34 protein-coding genes and 1 tRNA gene are annotated in these 26,555 nt (G+C 41.5%); 29 read left to right on the forward strand and 6 right to left on the reverse strand.

The genetic code is table 11. From position 1 onward, the window contains the following. Positions 1-21: 21 nt before the first annotated feature. Positions 22-978 carry a GNAT family N-acetyltransferase gene (locus G563_RS34665; RefSeq protein WP_084650846.1) on the forward strand — a complete coding sequence of 319 codons (957 nt, stop codon included), beginning with the start codon at positions 22-24 and terminating at the stop codon, positions 976-978. A 73-nt stretch (positions 979-1,051) separates the two neighbouring features. Here G563_RS34665 and lysM read toward each other — a convergent pair whose 3' ends face one another. Beyond that, positions 1,052-1,513, reverse strand: a complete 462-nt coding sequence (gene lysM, locus G563_RS0113350) for a peptidoglycan-binding protein LysM (RefSeq protein ID WP_028665757.1) — start codon at positions 1,511-1,513, stop codon at positions 1,052-1,054. Positions 1,514-1,639: 126 nt separating this feature from the next. Between lysM and G563_RS0113355 the strand changes: the two genes are divergently transcribed. The 3 genes from G563_RS0113355 (at position 1,640) to G563_RS0113365 (ending at position 4,256) form a co-directional block, all read left to right on the forward strand. Further along, complete coding sequence (locus G563_RS0113355) at positions 1,640-2,632, forward strand: 2-hydroxyacid dehydrogenase (protein ID WP_028665758.1); 993 nt, start codon at positions 1,640-1,642, stop codon at positions 2,630-2,632. Between the two features lie 144 nt (positions 2,633-2,776). Next, positions 2,777-3,475 carry an MIP/aquaporin family protein gene (locus G563_RS0113360; RefSeq protein ID WP_028665759.1) on the forward strand — a complete coding sequence of 233 codons (699 nt, stop codon included), beginning with the start codon at positions 2,777-2,779 and terminating at the stop codon, positions 3,473-3,475. Positions 3,476-3,545: 70 nt separating this feature from the next. Next, positions 3,546-4,256 carry a tetratricopeptide repeat protein gene (locus tag G563_RS0113365; protein ID WP_028665760.1) on the forward strand — a complete coding sequence of 237 codons (711 nt, stop codon included), beginning with the start codon at positions 3,546-3,548 and terminating at the stop codon, positions 4,254-4,256. Positions 4,257-4,334: 78 nt separating this feature from the next. Here the strand turns inward: G563_RS0113365 and G563_RS0113370 are convergent, their stop codons facing one another. After that, a complete protein-coding gene (locus G563_RS0113370; RefSeq protein WP_028665761.1) occupies positions 4,335-5,546 on the reverse strand; it encodes an MFS transporter in 1,212 nt (403 codons plus the stop codon). Positions 5,547-5,853: 307 nt separating this feature from the next. Between G563_RS0113370 and G563_RS0113380 the strand changes: the two genes are divergently transcribed. From G563_RS0113380 to G563_RS0113410, 7 genes are all read left to right on the forward strand, one after another. Then, positions 5,854-7,002, forward strand: a complete 1,149-nt coding sequence (locus G563_RS0113380; protein ID WP_028665762.1) for a Gfo/Idh/MocA family protein — start codon at positions 5,854-5,856, stop codon at positions 7,000-7,002. Positions 7,003-7,095: 93 nt separating this feature from the next. Further along, positions 7,096-7,686, forward strand: a complete 591-nt coding sequence (locus G563_RS34670; protein WP_037326797.1) for an RNA polymerase sigma factor — start codon at positions 7,096-7,098, stop codon at positions 7,684-7,686. Between the two features lie 220 nt (positions 7,687-7,906). Next, the gene (locus G563_RS0113390) at positions 7,907-9,004 is read left to right on the forward strand and encodes a FecR family protein (RefSeq protein ID WP_028665763.1); all 1,098 of its coding nucleotides are present in this window, start codon (positions 7,907-7,909) and stop codon (positions 9,002-9,004) included. A 221-nt stretch (positions 9,005-9,225) separates the two neighbouring features. Beyond that, on the forward strand, positions 9,226-12,777 hold the full coding sequence (locus G563_RS0113395; protein WP_229598504.1) for a TonB-dependent receptor: 3,552 nt from the start codon (positions 9,226-9,228) through the stop codon (positions 12,775-12,777). Positions 12,778-12,796: 19 nt separating this feature from the next. Continuing rightward, entirely contained in the window at positions 12,797-14,566 is a 1,770-nt protein-coding gene (locus tag G563_RS0113400) for a RagB/SusD family nutrient uptake outer membrane protein (RefSeq protein WP_028665765.1), read from the forward strand. Between the two features lie 278 nt (positions 14,567-14,844). Beyond that, positions 14,845-15,312, forward strand: a complete 468-nt coding sequence (locus G563_RS0113405) for a hypothetical protein (RefSeq protein ID WP_028665766.1) — start codon at positions 14,845-14,847, stop codon at positions 15,310-15,312. A gap of 301 nt (positions 15,313-15,613) precedes the next feature. Further along, a complete protein-coding gene (locus G563_RS0113410) occupies positions 15,614-16,048 on the forward strand; it encodes a hypothetical protein (protein WP_028665767.1) in 435 nt (144 codons plus the stop codon). Between the two features lie 117 nt (positions 16,049-16,165). Here G563_RS0113410 and G563_RS0113415 read toward each other — a convergent pair whose 3' ends face one another. From G563_RS0113415 to G563_RS38645, 4 genes are all read right to left on the reverse strand, one after another. Beyond that, a complete protein-coding gene (locus tag G563_RS0113415; RefSeq protein WP_028665768.1) occupies positions 16,166-16,393 on the reverse strand; it encodes a type II toxin-antitoxin system MqsA family antitoxin in 228 nt (75 codons plus the stop codon). Positions 16,394-16,558: 165 nt separating this feature from the next. Beyond that, positions 16,559-17,029, reverse strand: coding sequence for a hypothetical protein (locus G563_RS0113420; RefSeq protein WP_028665769.1), 471 nt, complete (start codon positions 17,027-17,029; stop codon positions 16,559-16,561). A 146-nt stretch (positions 17,030-17,175) separates the two neighbouring features. Then, positions 17,176-17,622, reverse strand: a complete 447-nt coding sequence (locus G563_RS36995; RefSeq protein ID WP_051210961.1) for a hypothetical protein — start codon at positions 17,620-17,622, stop codon at positions 17,176-17,178. A gap of 47 nt (positions 17,623-17,669) precedes the next feature. Then, the gene (locus G563_RS38645; protein ID WP_028665770.1) at positions 17,670-18,884 is read right to left on the reverse strand and encodes a hypothetical protein; all 1,215 of its coding nucleotides are present in this window, start codon (positions 18,882-18,884) and stop codon (positions 17,670-17,672) included. 195 nt (positions 18,885-19,079) lie between these two features. On the opposite strand from G563_RS38645, the gene G563_RS0113440 reads away from it, so the two are divergent. The 18 genes from G563_RS0113440 to G563_RS0113525 all read left to right on the forward strand — a co-directional run bounded on the left by G563_RS0113440 (position 19,080) and on the right by G563_RS0113525 (position 26,446). Then, a complete protein-coding gene (locus G563_RS0113440) occupies positions 19,080-19,316 on the forward strand; it encodes a hypothetical protein (protein WP_028665771.1) in 237 nt (78 codons plus the stop codon). Beyond that, positions 19,313-19,438 carry a hypothetical protein gene (locus tag G563_RS39070; RefSeq protein WP_262506115.1) on the forward strand — a complete coding sequence of 42 codons (126 nt, stop codon included), beginning with the start codon at positions 19,313-19,315 and terminating at the stop codon, positions 19,436-19,438. Before G563_RS0113440 ends, G563_RS39070 begins: the two co-directional genes overlap by 4 nt. Then, positions 19,431-19,628 carry a hypothetical protein gene (locus G563_RS0113450; RefSeq protein ID WP_028665772.1) on the forward strand — a complete coding sequence of 66 codons (198 nt, stop codon included), beginning with the start codon at positions 19,431-19,433 and terminating at the stop codon, positions 19,626-19,628. Before G563_RS39070 ends, G563_RS0113450 begins: the two co-directional genes overlap by 8 nt. 1 nt (position 19,629) lies before the next feature. Beyond that, on the forward strand, positions 19,630-19,989 hold the full coding sequence (locus G563_RS0113455) for a hypothetical protein (RefSeq protein WP_028665773.1): 360 nt from the start codon (positions 19,630-19,632) through the stop codon (positions 19,987-19,989). Positions 19,990-20,071: 82 nt separating this feature from the next. Further along, the gene (locus G563_RS0113460) at positions 20,072-20,293 is read left to right on the forward strand and encodes a hypothetical protein (RefSeq protein ID WP_028665774.1); all 222 of its coding nucleotides are present in this window, start codon (positions 20,072-20,074) and stop codon (positions 20,291-20,293) included. Beyond that, positions 20,290-20,634 (forward strand): hypothetical protein, encoded by a 345-nt coding sequence (locus G563_RS0113465; RefSeq protein ID WP_028665775.1) that lies wholly within the window; start codon positions 20,290-20,292, stop codon positions 20,632-20,634. The genes G563_RS0113460 and G563_RS0113465 overlap by 4 nt, the downstream gene beginning before the upstream one ends. Positions 20,635-20,702: 68 nt before the next feature. Further along, positions 20,703-20,771 (forward strand) — tRNA-OTHER (locus G563_RS0113470). Between the two features lie 87 nt (positions 20,772-20,858). Further along, positions 20,859-22,322 carry a hypothetical protein gene (locus G563_RS0113475; RefSeq protein ID WP_028665776.1) on the forward strand — a complete coding sequence of 488 codons (1,464 nt, stop codon included), beginning with the start codon at positions 20,859-20,861 and terminating at the stop codon, positions 22,320-22,322. A gap of 22 nt (positions 22,323-22,344) precedes the next feature. Continuing rightward, positions 22,345-22,725, forward strand: coding sequence for a hypothetical protein (locus G563_RS0113480; RefSeq protein ID WP_028665777.1), 381 nt, complete (start codon positions 22,345-22,347; stop codon positions 22,723-22,725). A 22-nt stretch (positions 22,726-22,747) separates the two neighbouring features. Next, on the forward strand, positions 22,748-23,116 hold the full coding sequence (locus G563_RS0113485; protein ID WP_028665778.1) for a hypothetical protein: 369 nt from the start codon (positions 22,748-22,750) through the stop codon (positions 23,114-23,116). Continuing rightward, entirely contained in the window at positions 23,109-23,465 is a 357-nt protein-coding gene (locus tag G563_RS0113490; protein ID WP_028665779.1) for a hypothetical protein, read from the forward strand. The genes G563_RS0113485 and G563_RS0113490 overlap by 8 nt, the downstream gene beginning before the upstream one ends. Before the next feature lie 12 nt (positions 23,466-23,477). Further along, positions 23,478-23,858, forward strand: a complete 381-nt coding sequence (locus G563_RS0113495) for a hypothetical protein (protein ID WP_028665780.1) — start codon at positions 23,478-23,480, stop codon at positions 23,856-23,858. A 68-nt stretch (positions 23,859-23,926) separates the two neighbouring features. Next, on the forward strand, positions 23,927-24,112 hold the full coding sequence (locus G563_RS0113500) for a hypothetical protein (RefSeq protein ID WP_157585309.1): 186 nt from the start codon (positions 23,927-23,929) through the stop codon (positions 24,110-24,112). Between the two features lie 68 nt (positions 24,113-24,180). Continuing rightward, entirely contained in the window at positions 24,181-24,552 is a 372-nt protein-coding gene (locus G563_RS37000; protein WP_051210962.1) for a hypothetical protein, read from the forward strand. Positions 24,553-24,561: 9 nt separating this feature from the next. Continuing rightward, a complete protein-coding gene (locus tag G563_RS0113510; protein ID WP_051210963.1) occupies positions 24,562-24,963 on the forward strand; it encodes a helix-turn-helix domain-containing protein in 402 nt (133 codons plus the stop codon). A 56-nt stretch (positions 24,964-25,019) separates the two neighbouring features. Next, the gene (locus tag G563_RS0113515; RefSeq protein WP_028665783.1) at positions 25,020-25,448 is read left to right on the forward strand and encodes a hypothetical protein; all 429 of its coding nucleotides are present in this window, start codon (positions 25,020-25,022) and stop codon (positions 25,446-25,448) included. A gap of 114 nt (positions 25,449-25,562) precedes the next feature. Beyond that, complete coding sequence (locus G563_RS39200; RefSeq protein WP_028665784.1) at positions 25,563-25,832, forward strand: T9SS type A sorting domain-containing protein; 270 nt, start codon at positions 25,563-25,565, stop codon at positions 25,830-25,832. Beyond that, a complete protein-coding gene (locus G563_RS0113525) occupies positions 25,829-26,446 on the forward strand; it encodes a hypothetical protein (protein WP_028665785.1) in 618 nt (205 codons plus the stop codon). Before G563_RS39200 ends, G563_RS0113525 begins: the two co-directional genes overlap by 4 nt. Positions 26,447-26,555: the final 109 nt, after the last annotated feature.

Consider the following 26,555-nt stretch of genomic DNA (forward strand, 5'->3'; position numbering starts at 1 on the left):
TTCACTTTAGCTTTGCCCAAAATGGCTATTTCATTCCTTCAAAGACATGAAATCTCTACTGCCCAATGGAACCAATTCATTGATACCTCCCCTCAGCGTATTGTATATGCCTACACTTGGTACTTAGACGTAGTATCGCCCCAATGGGGTGCCTTGGTCATTTCTCAAAATGGCAGTTGGCAAGCGGTCATGCCGCTTCCTATTCGTCGAAAATGGATGACACGCGTCATCCAACAGCCTTTCTTTTGTCAATTATTGGGTATTTTTACACATCCCAACCATTGTACCGAAGAGTTTACCTCGCTATTTCTCCAGCAACTTCCCGCTTATTTTGGGTATATTTCAATTTATACAGGACGTCTAGGAGCCCCTTTTATAAACCCGGGTAGCTACGATATCCGTACTCATTTCAACTATCTTTTGTCGCTGCATGCTCCTTACGAACTGATTCGTGAAGGATATTCCCGCGACCGACGTATCAATCTTGCACGTGCCCAAAAAAACGAATGGCAATTGGAAGAGAGCCTAGATATTGTCCCTCTTCTTCGGCTTTTTAAAGAAAATCATGCTTCCAACATTGAAGGAGGCGTAGCCGATGCTGCTTATGAATTATTGAAAAACGTATTTGCGGTTTTATTAGAAAAAAATGCGGCGAGGCTGCTATATGCTACCAAAAACAATCAAATAGAGGCAGGCGCTTTGTTTGCCATTTCTGAAAATCGCATTATTTATTTGTTTAATGCGGCCTCTCCCCTAGGCCGAAAAGGAAATGCTCGTACTTGGCTTATTGATTATATTATTCAGCAATACGCCAATCGCCCTGTTGTATTTGATTTTGAAAGTCCAGAAATTCCTTCAATTGAGGCCTTTTACAAAAGTTTTGGAACCTACCCAGAAATATACCATTCACTTAGGCTCAATCAGCTGCCCTTTCCACTACGCCAAATTCAGCATTATCGCTTAAAAACAAAAAAGTGAAATACGAAAAGTTACCCTTTTCGTATTTCACTTTTATATCAATTCTTGGTAAAAATACCAAGTTTAGTTCTGCCTATGACAACGGAGGAATACGCAACACTTGACCTGGGTAAATTTTGTCAGGATGGCTTAACATTGGGCGGTTAGCTTCAAAAATAATGTTGTATTTCTGAGGATCGCCATAATACTTTGCCGCAATTTTAGAAAGCCAATCGCCTTCTACAACTGTGTGGTATTGGGCTTCTGGCGCAGGAGTAGCTACGACCAAATTGTTATCAACCGCTTCTACACCTTCTACATTTCCTACGGCTAAAGCAAGCTTTTCGGCGTCTTCTTGGGTAGCTACTTCACCCTCCAAAATAACCGTTTGTCCTGATACCTTAACAATAAGCTTATTGTAAGCCAAACCAAGTGTTTTAACGTGCTGAAGCAACGCACTCGCTTTTAATTCAGCTACCTTTTCGGGTGCTGCTGTTGGTTCCTCTTTTCCAAAGAGTTTTTCACCTACGCCTTTAAAAAATGACATTAATCCCATGATTGAAAAAGATTTTGTTTAATTTTTGAAAAAAAGTTAATTTGACAAGACCCAAATCTAAGTTTTTTTTGAGTGCTTGCAAACCCTTAGACTACTATTTCACCATTAAGTCACATATCCTCTATCATGAAAGTTTCATTTTTTAGTACAAAATCTTACGACCGAGAATTTTTTGAACGATTTAACACCTCTCACGAGATTACTTTTTTTGATACGCACCTTAGTCTTGAAAGTGCTCTTTTGGCCAAAGGAAGTGACGGAGTGTGCGTATTTGTGAATGACCAACTCACCTCCGAAATCATCCACAAACTTCACGAAATAGGCGTTAAAATCATTGCACTCCGCTGTGCCGGTTTCAATAATGTAGTACTCGATACCGCCCAAAAACTAGGTATAGCCGTAGTAAGAGTACCGGCTTATTCTCCTCAGGCCGTAGCCGAGCATGCGGTAGCACTCATAATGGCCCTCAATCGTAAAACTCACAAAGCCTACAACCGCGTAAGAGAAGGCAACTTCTCCCTCGAACGCCTCACGGGATTTGATATTTATGGAAAAACAATCGGGGTGATAGGTACTGGAAAAATCGGCAATGCTTTTGCCCGAATCATGTTAGGTTTTGGCTGTAAAGTTTTGGCTTATGATTTGTACCCTTCTGCTGACTTAGAAGCGATGGGGGTGTCTTATGTATCGCAAAACGAGCTCCTCAGCTCTTGCCATATCATATCACTTCACTGTCCACTTACCCCCGAAACTCACCACCTTATCAGTACCGATACTTTGAGGCTTATGAAGCCCAATGCCATGCTCATCAACACGAGCCGAGGGGGGCTCATCAATACCAAAGCCGTAATCAATGCCCTAAAAACAGGACAGCTAGGGTATCTGGGAATTGATGTCTACGAGCAAGAAGCCGATCTTTTCTTTAAGGATTTGTCGGAGTATGTTATCCAAGATGATATGTTGCTACGGCTAATGTCTTTTCCGAATGTGTTGATTACGGCTCATCAGGGCTTTTTTACGGAAGAAGCACTAAGTGAAATCGCCAAAGTCACTTTACAAAACCTCAGTGATTTTGAATCTGGACATCTCAATCCTGCTACCACTTTGGTGGGTGGCTGATTGTAGACAACAAATAAATTTTATGAGCTATTGAGAAATAGCACAAAGTTGGTACCAAGAAGCAGTGGAGTAAAAGTAGTAAAGTTGCATCTTTACGGGATAAAGTATTAATTACGCCAAACTTTCTAACCTTATTCCTAAAAAATGCACTCTTCTCCTTTTATGGGCGAGCTTCTTGGCACCCTTGTGTTGATTTTGTTGGGCAATGGTGTCGTTGCCAATGTAGTACTCAAAGATACGAAAGGCCACAACAGTGGCTGGATTGTCATTACGGCAGGTTGGGCTTTTGCCGTTACCATTGCCATCTTTGTCTCCAAGGCGTTTGGTGGCTATGATGCTCATCTCAATCCTGCTGTTACGATTGGACTGGCCATTGCCAAAAACGAATACAGCAAAGTCATCGATTATGTAAGTGCCCAAATGATTGGTGCCTTTTTAGGGGCTACTTTGGTATGGTTGTATCATTTGCCTCATTATGCCAAAACCGAAGACAAAGGAGCTAAATTAGCAACCTTTGCCACCGACCCAGCCATTGCCTCGGGAGGCTCCAATTTTTTTAGTGAAGTGATAGGGACTATTGTGCTTTTGGTGGGTATCAAAGGCATTGGAGCTGTTACGACGGGCTTAGGTCCTTTTGCGGTGGGTATCTTGGTATGGGCGATTGGCTTATCATTGGGCGGTACTACGGGCTATGCTATCAATCCTGCTCGTGACTTAGGGCCGCGCATAGCTCACGCTATTTTGCCAATAAGTGGTAAAGGAAGCTCACATTGGGAGTACGCTTGGGTACCTGTTGCAGGGCCTATTACGGGAGCTATTTTGGCGGGATTACTTCTTTTATAATCCTTATGAGCAAGTACTAAAACAACGCTTTTGGTCGTATCTTTGGAGCTTTTAACCAAAAATACGATTCATGAAATCTTTTATATTGCTTATTATCAGCAGCTTATTGTTTATTATACAAGCTTGTAGTTTTTCGTCAGAGGCTCAGCTCGAAAAAGGAAAATTGTTGATGAAAGAAGGAAAATTCAGGGAAGCCCTTGATTTTCTGAACAAAGCCGTAGAAAGTGACCCCAAAAATGTAGAAGCCCTCAATGCCCGTGGTGTGGTTTATTTTGAGCTTAAAGAATATACCAATGCACTTTTGGATTATGAACAAGCGCTTAAAATCAACCCTAATTATTATCGCCCTTATTACAATCGAGCATTGCTCAAAATGGCTCAAAACGACGGCAACGGCGCTTTGAAAGACTATGCTGAAGCGATTCGTCTCGACCCTAACAATGCCGAAATATACGTAAATCGAGGACAGCTCTTAGCGGCATTGGCTCAACCCGACGCCGCTTTACGCGATTTTGAACAAGCCGTAAACTTAGACTCGACCAATGCCTTGGGTTGGTACAATCGCGGTAATGTTTTGTTTCAAAGAGAAGAATACAAAACGGCGATTGTGAGTTTTGAAAAAGCAGTAAAAGCCGATGCAAAATTTGGGAAGGCATTTCATGCCTTAGGGGTGGCACAAATCATGGTAAATCAAAAAGAAGTAGGTTGCTTAAGCCTCAAGCAAGCCGAGCGCCTCGGCTATCCTGCGGCCAAAGCTTCTTTAGAGCAATATTGTAAGTAAAACGTTGATTTCTCTCTCATCAAAAAGCCCTGCCGACTGGTCGGCAGGGCTTTTTGATATATATATAACCTCTAAAGCTTAGGCAGTAGTAGTTTTGCGGCTACGCATCCAGAAATAAAGGATACCAAAAGCCACAATCAAAACCCCAGGGAATAGTGCCATAGTGCTCAAAGTAGCCTGTCCAGCGGCAAGCTCCATAGCATCGCCCGTAAGGCCTTTGGCTGTTTGCTCTGCACGGGCATCATCAATCCACTTACCAATGATAGGTTGGAAAATAGAGGTTGAAAACATCCCTACACCTCCCAAAATTGACATTCCTAAAGCTCCACTAAGAGGCACTTTTTCGGCGATAAAACCAATCATGTTTGGCCAGAATAAAGCTACACCCATCGCAAAAAATACAGCCGCTACATAGGCCATAGTGCCGGTTTGGGTACTAAATAGATAGATACCAATGGTGGCTAATACAGCCGAGCCTAACAAAACCCCTGTTTGGTCAAACTTGGCAACAATCGGTCCTGCAAAATACCGAATCACGGCCATAAGTCCAGTTACCAATGCCAGAATCAACATAGGGCTTGCACCTGACTTACTCATGATAAGACCTGTCCATTGTTGAGGGCCAAACTCCGAAATCGCCGTAAGGGCCATGCACAAAAACATAAAGATGTACAAAGGCGTAAGCATGGCTTTGAAGTTTTCGCTCAACGAAGCGGCTCCTTCCACTTTGGGTTTGGGGAAAGCTTGTCCCCAAAACAAATAAGCATAAATCAATGTAGGGACAAGAATAACCCAGATTTGAGGCTGCCAGCCCGTATTGAGCTGCTTGGTCATAAACTCTGATATCAAACTACCTACTACAATCCCCCCAGGAAACCACATGTGGAATCGGTTAAGCATTTTACTCATATCAGCTCCCGAATAGGTATCAGCAATCATCGGGTTACAGGCCGCTTCGGTACAGCCATTTCCTAATCCAATCAAAAAGGTTGAAATCAATAATCCTGTGTACCCACCTGAGTAGATTGTAAGAAGAATTCCTAACGCGTGTGCTACAAATGCAATCTGCATGATGGTTTTAGGCCCTACAGTGTGATACACAAGACCACCCACAATCATGGCCAAAGGAAAACCTAAAAACCACATTGAGTTGATAAAACCAAGCTGCTCAGCGTTTAAATTAAATTCTGTTCCGAGTTGAGCCAAGATACCTGCCCTGATACTAAAAGAAAAAGCAGTAGTAATCAAAGCGAAACAACTACCATAAAACAATCTGTCTTTATTAATCATGATTTTTTAAAGGTTTGGTTTAAGACTAAAGAGTATAATGCTTGTTACAGTCTGCAAAGTAACACCTATGTTTTTTTTACCCACAATTTCGTGAGAAAAAAGCCTTTTTTTACTTTTACTCCCAAAGCGTCTTTTGAAGAAAATAAAAAAATAACCAAGATAGGGGTATGAAAGTAAGTCAACAAAAGTAGGTAAGTTGATACCTTCAAAATTCAAGTTATCACAAGAAGCTTACTTTTACTATAAGTTTATTATTTCAAAATATCGCTAACGTATTAAAAACCAACATCTAAAAATCCATTAAAATATGTCACGTAAAATCAGAATGGGGATGGTCGGAGGAGGTCGTGGAGCCTTTATTGGGGGCGTTCATCGTATTGCTGCGGCTATCGACGGCGAAATCGATTTGGTCTGTGGGGCTTTTAGCTCCACACCCGAAAAGTCAAAAGCATCGGGCGAAGATCTCATGCTCGACCCCGCACGTTGCTACGGCGATTTCAAAGAAATGATTCAAAAAGAAAAACGCCGCAAAGACCGCATGGACGTAGTCTCGATTGTAACCCCCAATCACATGCACTTTGCGCCGGCTAAAATGGCCCTCGAAAATGGCTTCCATGTTATCTGTGATAAGCCCGTTACGTTTTCGTTGTCGGAGGCCAAAAAATTGAAAGAAATCATTGCCAAAACGGGTCTCACCTTTGCCCTTACCCATAATTATACGGGCTATGCCATGGTCAAAGAAGCACGTGCCCTTATCCAAAGCGGAGCGATTGGCACGATTCGTAAGGTGATTGTGGAGTATCCGCAGGGGTGGCTGTCGTTTCCGATTGAGCGCGAAGGTGCCAAACAAGCCGAATGGCGCACCGACCCCAAACGTTCGGGTATCGCAGGGGCAGTGGGCGACATAGGCACGCACGCCGAAAACTTGGCCGAATACATTACAGGTTTAAAAATCACCGAACTTTGCGCCGACGTAAGCCGGGTCGTAGAAGGTCGGGTACTCGACGATGACGCCAACGTACTTCTTCATTTCGACAATGGTGCCAAAGGTATTCTTCACTGTAGCCAAATTGCTAATGGAGACTGGAATGGCCTCAATATCAGAATATATGGAGAGCTAGGAAGCCTACATTGGCAGCAAGAGACACCCCAATACCTCCACCACAAAAGCACCGAAGGCTATCAAATTTACCAACCTTCCGTAGGTAAACTTTCGGATTCGACCAATGCGCATACTCGTATTCCATTTGGTCACCCTGAGGGATATTTGGAGGCTTTTGCTAATATCTATCGCAACTTTGCCCGCACTGTTCGCAAACGAATGAACGGTGAAGAACCCAATGAATTTGATTTGGATTTTCCTACTATTGATGACGGTATCCGAGGAATGCAGTTTGTCGAAACAGTCATTGCTTCTGGTAAAGCTAACCAAAAATGGGTGAAGTTTAAGAGCTAAAAAATCAGAGGTAGGGTAGACAATTTCTACTCTACCTCCCATAACTCAGCGCGAGAGAAAGCATATCAATGGCCCATTATTTTTATTCTAAAAATGAAAACCACTGAAGTTCATCAGGAAGAACACCACCTTTGGGAGAGGCTCAAAGACGGTGATACTGATGCCTTTGGTAAAATTTCTACCCAATATTATCGCTTACTTTTTGATTATGGACGCAAATTCACTAAAGACCGTGAACTTATCAAAGATGTTATTCAGGATGTATTCTTACTGATTTGGCAGAAAAGAGCTCATATTGATACTGACGAAAATGTGAAAGTATATCTTCTTAAGATTGTTCGAAATCGGCTTTTTAAAGAACTCCAAAAACAACAACTCAGAGCCTCAGAAGACTATTTTGATTATCTCGAAATCACGGATTCGGAAGAGACATTGATCATCTCCCAAGAATCAACTCAAAACATCATTAGTAAACTTAACCTTCACGTCAAAAACTTACCAAAAAGACAGCAAGAGGTACTTTTTTTGAAATTTTATGATAATCTAAGCAATGAAGAGATTGCAGAGATTATGAATATCAATCGCCAATCGGTCGCCAATCTTCTTTACAATGGCCTCAGACTACTTAAAACTCGCCTATTTTTTTCAATCATAGGTTTTTTGTTGATGCTTCTTCTTTTTTGAGAAATCGTTGTGATTCCTTCCCTCTAACTTTCTTCTAAAAGCACCGTTCTTCTTTTCCAAACACTATTTTATATTCGATAGGTCCTAAGGTGACAAAGGTTAATAATTTCATAACCCCTAAGAAGAATTAGGATGCTAAAATTTTTTCGTGCTTTGATGAGTATTACTACATCACTTGTGGATATACCTTATAAGTCCACAGATAAATACTATTTTTTCTATGATTGATTATAGCAAATTTAAAGTTGAAGATTTTGTTACGGATGCTTCTTTTCAGCAGTGGGTAGAGGGCACTTCGCCCCAACACACGGCTTTTTGGGAGTTTTGGGAAGAAGCGCATCCCGAAAAATCTGAAACGCTTGCCCAAGCAAGGGCTTTGCTATTAGGTCTCAAAAATCAACCTACTGCTATTAGCGATGATGAGATTTCAATAGAGGTGGAACAGATGGTAGGCTTGGTCAAAAAAAAGCCTTTTTGGGAGCGTTCGGTTTTGTATCAGTGGCAACGTATCGCAGCAGTACTTGTGGTGGTGGGAGCGATTGGCGGTTTTTGGATAAAATATCGTCCTTCAGAGATTTCGACTATGAAAACTCAAATAAAGGCATCAAAAAACCTACCCAAAAATCAAGAAGTAGAAGTCTTCAACAATACGCCCGCTGACTATACTACTACCCTACCCGATGGAAGTACCGTTAAACTCAAAAAAGGCAGTAAAATAAGCTTTCCAGAGCGATTTTTAGGCGACAAAAGGGAAGTTTCTCTGACGGGAGAAGGCTTTTTTGAGGTTGTCAAAAAAGACAATCAGCCTTTTTATGTATATACCAATACGCTCGTTACACGGGTATTAGGGACGAGTTTCAATATCAAAGCATATTCAAAAGACCAGCAAGTAGTGGTAGCAGTCAAAACGGGAAAGGTTATGGTTTTTCCGCTTTCTGAACTGAAAAAATCCCAAAAGAATGCCAAATATCAAGTACAAAGCTTATACCTAACCCCCAATCAGAAGGCAACTTTTGAACGTCAAAATGAAAGATTTAACAAGGCGTTAGTGGAGCAGCCGTCCATTATCACTCAACCGACCGCGACCCCAAGTTTTGATTTTGAAAATACACCTATCAAGGAGGTTTTTGCAAGTCTAAAGAAAGCTTACAACGTAGAGATTATTTATGATAGTGATATTATGAAAAATTGTTCGGTTACGGCCCCCTTAGGCAACGAACCTCTTTTTGTGAAGTTGGATATTATTTGTAAAACCATTGGCGCACGCTACGAAATCGTAGAAACAAAGGTTTTTATCAATAGCCGTGGCTGCCACTAATCTTATACTTATTTATCTATCTCTTATAAAACCTAACTAACAATCTTTAACTGTTTTCTATGTCCCCATAACTACCTCATCTCTAAAAAGAAGTCGGTAATGTTGCGAGCATTACCGACCTTTTAGCTCCCTTCCTTTATTTGTTTGCGGCAAATACCCGAAAAATCGGGTGCTGAGGGGAGTTTTTGTCCAAAAAATTGAACTTAAACCAATCCAAATGTATGGAAAGTTTCACAAAAAAGCGCAAACTGTTGCTTCTAGTTATGCGAATCACTTGTTTACAATTACTAGTAAGCGCCATGCTCAGTAGCTTGGCCGTAGCCCATGAGAGTTTAGCCCAAGAAGCTCTTCTACGTAATATTAGCCTACAAATTGATAATAAGCCACTCAAAGTAGCTTTGGGTATGGTCGAAAAATCGGCTAAAGTCAAATTTACCTACCTACCACAACTCGTGGCCAAAAACGAAAAAGTAACGGTTTCGGCTATCAATCAGCCCTTAGCTATGGTACTTGATAAACTACTCAAACCGCTCAATCTAGCTTATGAAGCTTCGGGAGAGTATATCATCATCACCAAAGCAGAGGTACAATCTCTTGAAAAACGAAGTCTGGTTCCGACCAAAGTATTTGACCAAAACATCAGAGGACGTGTAGTGGACGAAAAAGGAGAAGGCCTCCCCGGTGTAAGCGTGGTAGTAAAAGGAACGCAACGTGGCGTAACTACCAACCCAAACGGAGAGTTTACATTGTCGGTGCCTGACGAAAAAGCAGTGCTTATCTTTAGCTACGTAGGTTATAGTGCCCAAGAAATTGTGGTGGGAAGTCAGACCATTTTTAATGTCTCTCTCAAATCCGACCTCAAAACCCTCAACGAAGTAGTTGTAGTAGGGTACGGTGTTCAGAAAAAAGCCAATCTGACAGGAGCGGTAGATATGATCACAAGCGATGTATTTGACAACCGCCCTCTGACCAACGTCAACCAAGGGCTTCAGGGGGTACTGCCTAACCTCAATATTAAAATGGGGGACGGTAAGCCCAATCAAGCACCTAGCTTCAACATTCGTGGGACTACATCCATTGGCCAAGGCGGAAACGCCCTTGTTCTTATCGACAACGTAGAAGGAGATCCTAGTTTGCTCAATCCCAACGATATTGCGAGTGTGACGCTTCTAAAAGACGCCGCGTCGGCTTCTATTTATGGAGCAAGGGGCGTATTTGGGGTGGTATTGATTACGACCAAAAACCCTACCGCTGGCAAAACGAGTGTTACTTACTCTACCAACTATTCCCTCAAAAACCCCATTGCACGCCCCGATTTAGTCACTGACGGCTACACATGGGCGTCGATGTTTGCCGAATCTTTTGTCAATTTTGGAGGGACTTTTCCTCAAAATGCCAACAAAACACTCAAATTTTCGCAAGCTTATCTCAACGAACTCAAACGACGCTCAGAAATTGGCGGTTTGCCCGAAGTCGAAATCGACCCCGTCACTGGCGAATATGTTTACTATGGTAGCACAGACTATTATGGTATTTTGTACAAAGATCGCAACAGTTCCAACGAACACAACCTCAGTATTTCGGGTAGTACTGACAAAGCAAGCTACCTAATCACAGGACGGTATTTTGGACAGGAAGGGCTATTTCGCTACAACTCTGACGACTATCAGATGTTTAACTTTACGGGCAAAGGCTCTATTCAGCTTTATCCTTGGTTGAAAATCAACAACATGTCGCAGTATTCTGACATGAAATACCATAACCCCCTCAATGTAGGAGAAGGTGGTGGTATATGGCGAAATATTGCCGATGAAGGCCACCCTCTATCACCTCTGCTCAATCCAGACGGTACGATCACTTTCTCAGCCGCTTACAGCATTGGTGATTTTTATTATGGTAAAAACGGTATTGATAATCACAAAAAAGTATTTAGAAATACAACTGGATTTGCGGCGCAGTTTTTTAATGACAAACTGAGAGTGAAAGGAGACTTTACCATTCAGAATACTGACAACAACGACAGAACCAAATCCGTACCAGTTCCTTACAGCGTAAAGCCTGGCACTATCGCGTATGTAGGAACTACTACCAACTCCCTCACTGATGTATATCGCGAAACTACCTACATGACGACCAACTTCTATACTGAGTATGAAAATACTTTCAAAGAAGACCATTATCTAAAGGCATTGGTGGGATATAACTATGAGCAATCCAATTATAAGAGGCTATCGGCGCAGCGAAATGGGCTTATTTTTGAAGATGCCAACGATATTAACCTTGCGCTAGGCCAAGCCATTACTACATCGGGGGGCTGGGAGCGTTGGAAAATCCAAGGAGGTTTTGCGCGGCTCAACTATTCTTTTAAAGACCGCTATTTGTTAGAACTCAACGGGCGCTATGATGGCTCTTCCAAATTCCCTGCCAATCAGCGCTTTGCTTTCTTCCCCTCGTACTCAGTAGGCTGGCGTCTGTCCAAAGAATCGTTTTGGAGAGTACCCGAGCAAGTCATTTCAGATCTGAAGTTGAGAGCCTCTTATGGTTCTTTAGGAAACGGAAATATTGGCTCATATGCTTATTTAGAGCAGTTTTCGATTTCTCAATCTTCAATGGTACTCAATGGTCAGCGTCCCCAACAAACCCGAAACCCAACGGTATTGCCTGAAGGACTTACTTGGGAAACCGCCACCACCAAAAACATCGGTATTGACTTATCGATGCTCTCCAATCGTTTGACTTTCGTGGCTGATGCCTATATCCGTACTACGACCGATATGTTTACGGTCGGGCTTACCTTACCAGCGGTTTTTGGCGCTACTGCGCCTAAGGGAAACTATGCCGATCTCGAAACCAAAGGCTGGGAAACCATGCTTTCGTACAGAGATAAGTTCAATGTCTCTTCTAAGCCCTTCAATTTTGACATTCGACTTACTTTGGCCGACTACAATGCCGTCATTACTAAATACAACAATCCTCAAAAACTATTGAGTGACTATTACGAAGGTCAGCGATTGGGTGAGATTTGGGGCTATACTACCGAAGGCTTTTTCAAATCTGCCGATGATGTCAAAAACAGCGCCAGCCAAAACTTATTCCGTACGGCATCCAATGGACTATGGTTTCCGGGAGACATTAAATTTAGAGACGTCAATGGAGATGGTCAAATTACCCCCGGCACCGACCGCCTTGAGAACCCTGGGGACCGTTCTATCATCGGAAACTCTACTCCACGCTACACCTACGGAATCATGCTTGGGGCCGATTGGAACAACTTCTTCTTTTCGGCCTTCCTTCAAGGAGTAGGTAAGCAAAATTGGTATCCAAGTAGAGAAGCAAGCTTATTTTGGGGACAATACAACCGTCCTTATGGAGATGTACCCAAAAGCCAATTGGGAAATATTTGGACTGAAGACAATCCCGATGCTTATTTCCCAAGATATGTGTCACGGATAGCAAGTAATGCCAACGGTACTTTGAGTGCTCCTCAGACTCGTTATCTCCAAAATGTAGCTTATATGAGGCTAAAAAACATCCAACTTGGATATAATATCCCGCGTAAGGTAGCCTCTAAAATTGGGGCTTCGGCCGCTCGCGTTTTCATTTCTGCCGAAAACATCTGGACGCTATCGCCACTTCACAAACGTACCCGTGATTTTGACGTAGAAAGCGCCGTAGCCTCTGATCAAGTATTCAATCCCGGTGGCAACTCTGGCGACGCTTACAATTACCCCATGATGAAAAGTGTGACGGGGGGCTTGTCTGTTACATTCTAACTACTAAACAATGAAGCAAATGAAACTAAAATATATCCTTGTTTTACTAGCTGCGGTCTTCCTCGTAAGCTGCGATTTAGAAGAGCTACCCGAAGCTACCACCTCCAAAGGGCCTATTTTTGGCAGTGAAAGTGGACTAGTGTTGTACACCAACTCGTTTTACACGATGTTTAATGGCAAAAATCTCCACCGTGCCGATGCCATGTCTGACTATCTTGCGCGCCGCGAATCGCCTCCTTTTATTACCGAAGGCAACTATAGCCCCCAAGTAAGCACAGGCTGGAGCTGGTCAGATTTGCGGAATATAAACTATTTTATCCAAAACTGCAACGACCCTAAAGTCCCCCTCGCGGTTCGTAAAAATTACCTCGGTATCGCTCGTTTTTTTAGAGCATGGTTTTATTTTGATAAAGTAAAACGCTTCGGAGATGTGCCTTGGTACGGCAAAGCCCTTGATGTATCAGATGCAGAATTGCTTTACAAAGGCCGTGACCCGCGTACCTTGGTGATGGATTCGGTAGTAGCAGACTTGGATTATGCTTGCCAAAATATCACCGCTGCCAACGAGCCTACCCGAAGCCTGGTGACAAAATACGTAGCCTATGCCTTCAAATCACGGGTATGTCTATATGAAGGAACTTTCCGAAAATACCATACCAATTTAGGACTGCAAGCCACAGCCCCCAATTTCTTAAATCAAGCTGCTGAAGCTGCCAAAAAAGTAATAGACGAGGGTGGATACAAACTTTTTGACGGCTCGGGTACCGACAAGTCTTACCGCCAAGTATTTATTAATCCTGCCCCTGTCACTACCGAAGTGATGCTTTCGGCGGTGTGCGATTTGGCATTAAATAATCTAAACGACGCCAATTGGTACTGGACTAGTGGTACTTATGGTGATAAAGCGAGTTTTATTCGGACTTTTATCAATACCTATTTGAACATCGACGGTACGCCCTTTACCGACAATCCAGCCTATAAAACCATGCTTTTCAAAGATGAGGTAAAAGGCCGTGACCGACGCCTGCAGCAGACGATTCGGGTAGGAGATTATAAGCGCACAAGCGGCGGGCAGTTGGTTCCTTCGCCACCTTTGTTTTCGTACACTTATACAGGCTATATGCCCATCAAGTGGACTTTGGATGATATGTATTATGACACCCGCGATTTGAATATCAATTCTATTTCTATTTTTCGCTATGCTGAAGTACTTCTCAACTATGCCGAAGCCAAAACCGAACTTGGTACACTTACCGACGCTGATTGGGCGCTTTCTATCGGTGCTTTGCGGAAGCGGGCGGGTATCACAGGCGGATTGACCACCAAACCTACCAAGGTCGATACGTATTTACAGTCAAAATACTTCCCTGCTATCTCTGACCCTGTACTACTCGAAGTGCGTCGCGAAAGGGGAATTGAGTTGTGTTTAGAAGGTTTTCGTTTCGACGACATCGTAAGATGGAGAAGAGGAGAACTCATGCAAATGGAATGGAACGGTATGTATGTGCCGGCCCTCAATACCCCAATGGACTTAAATGAAGACGGAATTTTGGACGTGGCGTTTTATAAAACAACCGCTCCTACCAAAGTAACAGGGGTGACTTACGTAGAGGTGTCGCCGATGATTGCGGGCAAACCAAACTCCCAGCTTATCTCCGGTGAAACTTCTGGCGAACTAACATGGCTAAACAATATTCCTCGTAAATGGACCGACAAAAACTATTATTACCCCATTCCCACAGGCGATATTATTACAAATCCGAAACTTACCCAAAACCCTGGTTGGTAGAAAAAAAACAAATAATAATCCCTCTGAATTTTAAGTCATTAGCTCGACCATTGGTTGAGCTAATGATGTTTATAGCGTAGGACGTAGAAACAAATTCAAAAAACACTTATTTTCATCCTCAAATCAAGGGAAACTACGAGTTGTAGTTCTATGGCAGGCGACTATCTTTCTCTAAGAAATTGTTATTAGTTTCTATTATTTTTTATTCAGGAATAGGTTTAATCCACTGCCAATCTGTATTTTACGATTAACAGATAAGTATTTATAAAAAGAAAGCTATGAAAAATACATTATTATACGTCTACCTATTGATTTCTATTTTTTCTTGTAAAAAAAGGGATATGATTGATTCGGATGCCTATGATGCTTTCGCTTATGCCTATTGGAAAAAAGTAGCAGAAGTTGATGAAAAAGGAAATGAAACAAGGGTCACGGATCAAAATCAATTATTCATACGTACTTGGTCGGGGTGGACTTTGACACAGCCTGCCCGAGGCTTAGATAGTGTGTATTTCCAAAAAGACAACAAGATTATTTTCAAGGATCGCGTTGCTCAAACTGACAAAGTAGGAGGTTCAAATCATCTTTATTTGCTCACAGACCGAGGACTACAGATAGAAATGAAATTTGAATTTCCTGATCAAACCAATGACTCTGCCTATGTATACGTAAGTAAAATTCAGAATGACAGGGTAGTAAAAGGCTATTTAGATAAATACATATTTGTGAAGCCCGCTGGACTATAAGGTATAGCTGTTTTGATCTTCGTATGTGATAAAATAGTGTTGTATGCGACGCAAAAACTGAGAATTAAACCCCTACAATGCAGAAAACCACTCTGTCAAAAAGCACCTCATAGGCTTCAAAAATGGCTTTTTGCGTGAAAATATCGATCACACCTACTAAAACAACGTTACTGAAGTAAAGCGATGTTGGAAGTTGTTGGCCATAGGGTAAAATTTCGATACACCCTCTACGACGACTTTTCACGAATACCTTACCTATTTAATAAATTTATTAAATTTGATTATTAATAATGCTTATGATATGAGCCAAAGAGACTTACTTAGCCCGTTTACCAACTTCAGTGTTCAAACATTGCTCAATGTGCTGGAATTTTTACATTCAGACGATGTAAAGCAAATGATTGATGATATAGGCAATTTTACGGTTGATTTTGACCCATATACGGTTACAAAGGTAGAGGCCGAACCATACCACAATTTACTGACTACCTCGCACCGAATGCTGAAAGTAATGGCCAATTATCCCGAAATCATAAATGCCCTACCTGATGGTCTTTATGAGCGTTATGCCAAAATAAACTATGAACTTTCACCTTGGGGTATTTTACTAGACAAGATAATTAAGGGAGAATTATCCGAGTCTGACGACCGCGAAACAGAAATCTTTAAAGCCGCTTCCCGTGTCAAAAGCCGTAACATAATAGCCCAAAAATTGTATGAAGGTGAATCAGCGTGATGTAGTATTTCTAAATTTTCAACTCCCCAACGGCCAATTTAAGCCTCACCCGGCTGTTATTGTTTCTACGGACCAACTATACGAACGGGAATGCTTACGGCCAGTGCCTCAAAATTACTAGGCAACCCAACCATAGCGCACTACTTTGAATTCAGCGCCTTGCTTGATAGCCTTCTCACCTTCGTTTAAGATAACTATTGCGGTATGTTCATCTAAATAGAAGTGTTCGCAATTTTCGCAAATATCAGCAGGAACTTTAAACAAAACAATAGATTCTCTACGCTCTAGTTTTACGGTCACATGACCCTTATAGGTCGTTCCGTGCTTACATACTACACATTCCATTTTATTCTTTAAAACCAAACTTTATTTAGCCGTTTTACTTTCTTTAAATTCGCATCTTTAGTAGGTTTAACAGCTGAAAACGCCAATCTATGACTGTTTCATAAATGGTTAAATATGTCTACACAATAATCAAAATTTATTAACATTTATAGCTATGGTAAATCTCTACATTTTAGGATGCCATTCCAAATAGTAATTGTTATCCAAATCCCAACTAGCCAATAGACTTCCTAATTCATTTATGGCTGCCACTTCACATTGAATATAAAATGTCAAATCAAAAATATGTGGCATAATACTATTATTAATCGCATGCACTTTTAGAGCAGCATGGCCAAATTGGTTATAGCACAAAGCCTCCAATAACAAATAACAGCTATCTGTTGAATTGATTTCAAAAGATATTTTATCATTAATTGATTGAGGAAATTCTTGTAGCTTTTTACCAAAATCATACAAGGATTGCACTAGTATGTATAGGGTCAGTTCACATGAATTCATTTCATTACTTATCCTAAAATAAAATTCTTCTATGTTAGGATCCTGCCAAAGTAATGTAATTTCTAAACCTTTCATTGCTGTAAATGGCCAAGCCAAAGTATAGTCAGAAGTAAAAAAAGGAAGAAACTTAAACACAAAAAAGGCTGTAAATCAATGATTTACAGCCAGTTGCAGAGAGAGAGGGATTCGAACTCTTCTCTTTAAAAACCTGACTATGAGGCAAATCCGAATCTCGGATTTATGACGTAATCGCAAACGTAACTGCGGGTTGAGTCAAAAAATCAGGCTCTTGCCTGACTTTCTTTCCAAAGAGCTACGATTTGCGCCTCTTCGACTACGCCATCAAGCTTTCCCAGTAAATCCATCAAGCGCTCATTCTGACGCTGATAATACTCAATTTGCTTATCTTTCACTTCAATCTGTTGATTAAGGCGCTGAAAGCTTTCTTCCAGCTTTTGTAGATGATTTTGAAGGTAATCAGTTGGAGCGATGTGCTTACTTTCTTCATTTAAAAACATTTCACCTTCTCCTTTCATCAACCAACTAGAGTTTACCTGTGGATATGCTAACAAAATGGTTTCTAATAAGTCATAACCCGGTTTACTTTTACCTTCAACTATAATCTGAATAGAGCTAAAACTTTTATTTAGCGATTTTGCGAAGGTATTCCTGTTCATCTTAAGCGCATTAATCAAACTCTCAATTCGGCTTGCAATTGGATGTTCCATACCCTTAATACATTTATTTGTTTTTAAAATTGATTTCAATTTTCTGATTAGTCACAATTACAATAGCTTCTATCTACATACGTTTTATTACCATTTGAATTAATGTAGTAACAGCCTCCCCTTGGCCCTGTAATTAGAGTTCGGCCATTATAAACTCCACAAGGCCACTCTTCAGGAGCTGAACGTGATTCGGTAGCCTTCTTCGTTTTTGCATTATAGGAAGAGGTTAAACGTAAGTGAGGGTCACTTCCAGTAAGTTTGTGGACTGATTTTCCTTTAAAATAAACCTCAATTGTGATGTTACCTGATACATAAGGTTTGTAAACAGTTATCTGAGCGGTTTCCGCGCCAAATAACTTGAATTTCAACTCTGAAGGTAAATTCACATTAAGCAAAGAATCACGTTTCCCTTCAGGAGTAGTATAGTATATATTTACAGTTTTAGAAGTTCCTGAAAAAATATACTCTAATGTATTTAAGTAGGCATTTAGAATATAAGTCTTACCACTAACTTCGTATTCTGTGATTCTGTCACCTGATTTCATCATTGGTACCATTCCATTGCCATTTCTCGTCTTAATTACAATTTTAGAATTAGGATTAACTGTAGTTTCAGAAAAGTTCCCTTTTGGGTTACTAGAATCATTATTATAAACTGTGATAGGAAAATTAGAGGTATTTTCAACAATGTATTCATACTGTTTGTAGTCAGCACTCAAGTAATAAACCTTCTTTTCAGCGTCGCTCTTCACTTCGAATACTAAATCAGGGTCAGAAGATTTAAGTTTTGGTTTTAACCCGTCTGCGGACTTTGTTTTGACAGTAGCTTTAGTTTTAGGAGCAATTGTTACTTCATTAAAGTTGTCTTTAAGAGATATTGTATCATTGTTAAATACTGTTATGGTAAAATTTGATAGGTTTTCAAGAGTATATTCATAGTATTTATAGTCAGCGTTTACATAGTAAGTCTTTTTGTCTATATCCCTCTTGATATCAAACACTAAATCAGGATCCGACGACCTAAACTTAGGTTTTAATCCATCTGGTGACTTGGTTTTAACTGTAGCTCTCGTCTGAGGTTCAAGCGACACTTCTTCGAAATTGTCTATAGGACTAGTAGCATCATTATTATAGGCAATTACAGTATGTTTAGAAATATTCTCTATAATATATTCATATTCTGGCTCAGGAGTCTCCTTACATCCGCAGACAAACAGAATAAATAGCAGAAATACTCGATATTTTGCCGATACAAATATCATAATTATGGCATATGTTTATTTTTTTAAATTATTGAAAATCAATAATTTACATTATTTGCAAAATTTTATTTCTTATAATTATTTGATAGTATCATATAATTATATGATATTTGTACTCAATTACAACAACAAATAAACAACTTTTTAGAAAATAGTTGTAATAAATCGAATAATTATTTACTAAACGGCAAAGTTATGACACTCGAAGAAGTACGTCGGATGTACCACGATGGGGTCATCAAAAAGAAAGCCCGCTCCGAAATTAAGAAAGACTTTGTGGAGCTTTTTGGGTACTCTACCGACCAGCAATTCACAATGATGATGGCCGTAGGAAGTTCAGAAATCCCTACTCCCAAAGAATTGGATTGGCTGATGGACACTGTGCAGCGTTATCACAACCATTACACTGAGCACCAACTTACTTTCCAATGATACCCCTTGAAGCTCGTTTTTGGCTCGAAGCTTTGTTGCTTTTTGTCGTTTTTTTTGTGGCTCCTGTAGCCTTGTGCGTAGAGCTTATCAGAATCAATTTTCCTAAAAAGCGTCATGAATAGACATCCCGACCCGCTGATTGGGGGGTATTTGCAGGTAGCTCTCAATCGATTTAAGACCGTAAAAAATCCTACAACAGCCATGTGTTTGCTTGAGTTGGCCGCCAAAGATGTGAATGCTCATCTGAGGGGAGAAGCCAATATGAAGTCGGTTTTTGAAACCGTAATCAAACGCCACCAATCTAAACCTTAATATGATACCCTCGCTCAACCCTAAACAACAAGATTTGCTCCAAAAAGCGGCTCAGGACATGGATGTCTTACGGGAATCGCCTCACAATCGGGTGTTTCAAGAGACTCAAATGCGATTGGTAATAGCAAAACTGAGCCTGGCGGGAGTGCTGATTAGTGATTTTTTGGATGGCTACTATCGTAACCTGTATCAACCTCCCAAAACAGTAACTCCTAAGCCTCTGGATACCCCCAAAAACATCACTGAAGAGAATGACATGCATACGTGCCGGGGTTGTGGCAAACAGTTTTCAGCAAAGGCGTTTAATGGCCACGGTGAGCGGCGATGCTTACTGAAGCATGGAAAGGAGGCTACCAAATGACCGCAGATACAGTGCTTTGGCTCATTATGTTCGTGGTTTTATGGCCGTGGTTGACGCGTATTAGTCCCCAAAAATCTGAAAAATGAAAAAGGAACCTATCTCCGTACAGAGTATCCTGTTTGCGGCAGGTCTCGTTCAGAAAATAGAGGAAGCCGCCAAGCCAGTGCTCTATTGGTACAAGCAACTGGAGCGGCATCGCCACCATACTGCTCTACTAGGTAGGCTACGCTATGCGTATGCACATTACCGTTTCACTCGCGCACAAACTCGATATTTCAATACATTCTTAACCCTCAAATCATGATAGCAATCCCCAATTCGGATGAAAGAGCAAAAATCGTCCAAGAAGCCTTTCAGGAGTTTATGGCAAAAACGGGCGTCAAAAACTGCATAGCCGTATTACAATTCAATGAAAAGCAGAGTGTCTATACCGACGGGGGTATTTTGCCCAGCCCGCCCAAAGAACTGGTACCTATGGGGCTGATGATGAATGTACCGGGTGGTATCAATGACCATCTTGCTATGCTGTATTTTTTGAATATGGCTACCAAAGAAAAGTACCCCCTAGTGTGGGGCATACAGGTAGGCCAGATTTTACAAGAAGTCGAACATTTACCCCCGCCGCCGGACTCTCATAGAGGTTAAGGGTTAGAGGATGGATACTCAGCGCATCGCTGATGCGCATGAGTGTCCGGCGGAAACTTCAGATAATGTCTCCTGTAGTGTAATGGTAACACACCCCCGCCACAGGGAAAGTACTGGTTCGAGTCCAGTCAGGAGACCAGGGTAGGACAGCCTACAACCCAAGTACCCGCGCACGGAGTAACGCCCGAGCGTGGGGAAAGGGGAGTTTTTACTAAATAAGTAAAATGTACAGCAAAATTGACAACGCTGAAGCCTTTGTGCGCTTCTTAGGCCGCTATCGCACTCACAACGAGGCTTGCCCCTCGGTGGAACACCTGCGACGGATCCGTCTCAAAGACGGTACCATCCGAGAATACAACTACTCGCGCCGCACAGGTTTGCTGCCTGAGCAGCTCAAGACCACTTTTTATATACTGCTACAGGAGTATGCCAAGGCTTACAATCAGGTAGCGAGTACGGCGCCGCTGGTGCATCAGGAGCTACCTAGTTTGCTGACCAACAACGTAAGACTGGCCGAAATTTGCGACTGTACCGACCGCACTATTCGCAATCACCTCACTACGCTACGCAATTTGCGGCTGATTCGTACCAAGTTTCGTGGCAGAGAGCATGATTTTGAGCTGTGGATAAGTCAAGAAATCCTTTGGGAAACGAGCGAAAAACCGAAAACTTTAAAAAGCTCAAAATCAAGCCTTTCGCCCACCAACAGGAAAAGTTTTCCGCTTAGTAATATCTACGTAGAGACTATCGTAAACGAAAATGATAGAGCGGAAATCTTGAAATGTGGACAGGGACAGAACAACGAGGGACAGAGGGGTCGGACAGCCAACCAAAGCCCCGAAAATGAGTCCTCTGAGCTTACTACAGAGAGAACAGGGCTGGGGGGCGGCGGGGGGCGGCGCGCACAAAAACAAGCCCAGGACGAGGAGCTACGCAACTTACGCGCCGACCGTGTCCGCAGTAAACTCCCTCAGCTGCCCCCACGTCTCGAAAAGTACTTCGCCGAAATATTGATGCAGTTTTGGCTACACGCTTGGAAAGTACTCTATCCTAGCCGCGATTTCAGCAAAAAGGAGCAAGAACAGGCCATTTCAGCGATATATACGGGTGTTTACAACCGCTTTGACGATGCCCGTACGGCTGCTGATTGGGCTGCTTTTCAGGCCAGACAGCTCGAAAAACTCGACCGCGCCGCCCGATACTACGACCACCACCCGGAGGCATATCTACCTGACCCCTTTGCGGTCCATGTGGCAGGTCGTGGCTACTTCGATGCCGAAAATACCCGCGGATTTAAGGGCATAGAGGCATGGTTACAGCGCGATTCGGCCTTGGCCAGTCGCCGCCGACGTGCCTACGAAGAGGAAAGGGAGAAAAAGCAAAAACGCGGCGAAAGCCTTATGCGGCAAGCCCGTCGAGACTTCGAAAAACTCCGCGCTGGCCAACCGATGCGTCAGGAAGTCCAGGGCAAAGACCTGATGGCACTCTGGAATTATTATCGCCTTATTTTCAGTGGCCTTGGCAAAAAATGGAACGATAGGTTTATGAAACAATTTCTCGAACAGCAAGCCAACGACTTCCAGCCCCCGGCCTATCTGAAGCCAAGCCGTCAACGCAAACTTGCCCATGCTCCTACGGTCATCATCGTAGAAGACTACATGACTTGGGATGATGGATATTACTCATAGCAATCTCTAACCTCTTATCAATATGTCGTCACCGTACATCTTACAAAAGCAAAAAGCGAAACAAAAGACCGTCAAACACGAGCGCAAACCCCTCACCGATGAGCAACGCGCCGAGCAAAGAGCCAAAGCAAGCTGCTATTTGACCGTGACTTTCTACGACGGTAACAAATGGTCAAAATGGTCGAACGAATGGAAGCAACCCCATAAGGGCAAAATCAATGAGTGGATTAACGAAATGTTCCGGGTGTGTGAGGAATACTTCAAAGGCCAAATCCGAGAAGCCGCCATTTTTGATACGCGTACGCTGAAGCAATGTATCGCCTCTGAGCGTGACCCCAACTGCAACAAAATATACCAATACGAAAAAGGCTCGTGGCGATTAGTCCAGCCGATTTCGTGGTAACAACATCATACTATATATAACTATGATACGACTTTCCGTAATCACCCAATCTCAATTTACCACGCTCGGAGCCAACGGTCTGGTCTCTTTCATTGAGGCTGGTTATACTGATAAAATCAATACAATCCAGCGTATTGATGATGATTTCCTTCAGCTCTCTGAAGCCATGAAAACTTACCCATACGGGTTTACAGTCGAAATGAAAGCTGAGTTTTTGGCACTTCTGCAAGCGCACAAAGGTCAAAAATGCCTTATCACTACTAACTGGATATACAAACGCTCTTCGCCTAAGTCAGACTACTTAATGCGAATCGTAGAGAAAATAAACAAGGGTGAACCCTTAACCGAAGCTGAAGCAGAAAAACTGGGAAAGGAGGTGAAGTATGAATGAACTTTCTCGCAATACGTCACTGGATCCTATCAGCATCAAGCTCTATCGCACAGAAGCCCATTTATTACGGGCTTACCTTCTCAATATCTTGGCTGATGTATATGAGCTGCAGGGGACAGCTTCCAACGCTCATCTTATTTTGTCTGAGTGGCTCTGTACTAAATTCATGGCACGTAGCCTACGCATAGAACAAGGCTCACCCGCTATCCCAAAATCAGTCGTCATCCCCCTGAGCATAGCTAGAATACTAATGACGGAAATGACCAACACACCCATACCTGCTCACCTCAATATGGTACTTGGCCAAATCCATCGACAGCTTACTAATCGTAATTTTTTACCACAATAAAATCCAACAATCATGGAAGGAATCAAATACACCCGTGTGGAGTATTCCAAGACTTACAATCTTGGCAACTACGAAAATGAGCGCATCGGCCTCACTGCCGAAGTACCCGAAGGTACCGATATGTTAGCGGCCTACAATCAAATACGTAATGATGTGGAAGCAGCCCACGACTACCGAAAAGACCTAAAAAATTTCGAACGGGCTAAAGAAATCGTAAGCGATAGCCAGAATCATTACGGTCGTGAAGTAATCAGGGCTGAAGAAGTGATTAACAAGTTTTACGACAAATACCCCTTTCATCGACCCAACGATGTAGAAGCAGCTCTCCAGCTCGCCGAAGCTCCCCTCATCGAACACAAAGACGCCAAGGAAACATGGGAGGAGCGATACTAATGGAAAAGTTTAACATTGAACATCAGTTCATGCTATATCTTGAAAGAGTAGGTTTGAATGCACTAACCATGAATCCAATTCAACTCCAAGAAACTCGCCGAGCCTTTTACGGCGCCGCTGGTCAAATGCTTATTTTAGTACGTGACGACATCACCGAACTCTCAGAAAAAGTAGGCAGATTGGCTCTTCATTCCATGATTACTCAAGTAGCAGTATTCTGGGAGAATGAGGTAAAACCTGACAGTTTAGGGTAAATTAGGAAATCATTAATCAATAGTGGTCAGCTCCGTGCTGGCCACGCAAAACACTCCCTTCAATTCAAATGCTAGAACGTGTAAAAAAAATTGTCGATAGAATTACCATGATGGTTTTGGGTAACGGCACCTTCAAATTGAGAGTAGAGCATGACAACGAAAACCCTTCAGGCCGGATTTTCCTTCAGGTCACTTACCAAGCCCCCTGTACTAAAACCGGAGAACTCAAGACATGGAATGGGCGCAAATGGTATTTGTCAAAATATATGACCGACGATGAAGTAATCAAGACTGCTTACGTAGCATTTGAATCAGCCTTAAAACATGAAACTATGGAAGGTTTCAAGGTGGATGGCATCATCCTTTTTAACCCCCATGTTAATTTTGAGGCACTTTTGGAAGTATCTAATCAAGAAGTAAGAAGAGAAAACGTAGAATAATATTTTATTATGAATCTCGAAAACGTAAAAACCAAAGATTTGGAACACCAGCTTAAAAAGCGTAAAGGAGAACATATACGCCCTACTATTATTGGTAAAAACATACGCTTACTTCGGGAACGCTTAGGTTTAAGTCAAGAGGCATTGGCTGATTACCTAAAAGTCTCCCACGTAACGATTAGTTATTATGAAACCGGACAGCGTACTATTCCCTCTAGAAATTTACTAAAAATTTCTGAACTGTTTGGTATTGATGCATACAAACTATCTCTTGAAGATATTCAAATAGAAGAGAATATAACTTTTACCTTCCGAACTAACAAACTCTCAACAGAGTCTCTTGAGCAAATTACAGCTTTTCATAAAGTCATTAAAAATTATCTAAAAATGATAAATGATAGCACATTTTAAACTTTTTTTAAGATGGGACTGTTCCATTTTCGAACGCATATTAAACTTATCCAAAAATGGCATTTATACTCATTGATGAAAATGATTTGAAGTTATTATCTAACTTTCTAGATAAAGTGCATTCTTATGAAAACAAGCCTTTTTCTGAAATAGAAGAAAAAGAAAAAAATCCTCTAAAACAGTTCATTAAAATTGCAGAAAACTTATTGACTTACGGCGAGGAATTGGACATAAAGGGTAGAAAACGCGACTACAAATCAATTAAAGAGGAATTAATTAATTTATTAAGAGATAAGGAAATAGCAACGTATCACCCCTTTATTAGAGACAATCATACTTTTAAAGAACTAATAATTTCTTATACTCAATACACTACAGAAAAAGATTTGGGTCAACTACTTAATAAAAAAATTTCGGAGATGACAGGCAAAGACTTAATCAAACTTTTAAAACTTATTGGAGTTGAAATTTCAAAAAATAACTAATAAACCAAAAAGCCTCCGTTGTGGAGGCTTTCCCTTTTTCAATAGTTCCAAGTCAAACACTCAATCTTCGTCTTATTTTCTTTCCTGCGGCCGTCTACGGCCAGTGTTTTTACATTGTCTTCAGTTTTCTATGTATGCTTCTTTCGGTACTCAGTCAAGAATCAATTTCAACTTGGTTTTAAAGTTCCTAGAGAAGGGAACGTAAAAATAGATATAATCAATCTTCAAGGTAAAATCATCCGCACGTTGAGTAATAAAAAATATTCTAGTGGAGTTTATTACTTAACGCATGATTGTACAGCAGAACCCACAGGGGTTTACTTATGTAAAATGGAATTGGATGGTGCTTTTGTAAAAACTGAGAAACTAATCATAGAAAAATGAAAAGGTTGCAGATAACCCCAACATTTGTGTTAGGATGGGTGTGTGTTGTTTTGGTGTTGGGATGCCGTAAAGACACCAAAGAAGAACCGCTTCCCACCCCTCGCAATTCTGCTCAAATAGTGATGAATGGCGAACCGTGGAATAAAGTCTTGCCAAATGGTGTCGCTGTTGCCACTCGAACTTCCTGTTATTCTTGCTGGGCTGAACGCTTGGACACCCTTTATAAACGCTTTTTCTCGTTATCTCTATACCGTTATTATGACTTTGAAGATTATAAAAGGTATCCCTTTGAGAGTATAACTTTTGGGGCAATTCCTCTAAAAGTAGGTGAGTATGTATTCCAAGAAGGATATAAACCAGCCTGTCGTCCTGACACAATTCCACAAGCTATATTTTTTACACATGAATTTGATGCAGGTAAAGACCAGTATACTGTGTTACCCAGTGAAAAGCAATATTTTAGGGTAACAAAGCTTGATAAAAGTACAGGCTATATAGAAGGGGAATTTATGATGACTTTTATTCGAACTCGAAAAGGGAGTACCTCTACTTATCCTGATACTTTACGTATTCAACCCTCTCAATTTTCTGCTTTTATTGGGGAAAATAATTGAGGAGAAATTTAAGCAAAAGCCTCCACCACGGAGGCTTTTGCTTTTTCAATAATTCCACGTCAAACACTCAATCTTCGTTTTATTCTCTTTCCTGCGGCCGTCTACGGCA

It is taken from the genome of Runella zeae DSM 19591 (genome assembly GCF_000423565.1).
Classification (GTDB): domain Bacteria; phylum Bacteroidota; class Bacteroidia; order Cytophagales; family Spirosomataceae; genus Runella; species Runella zeae.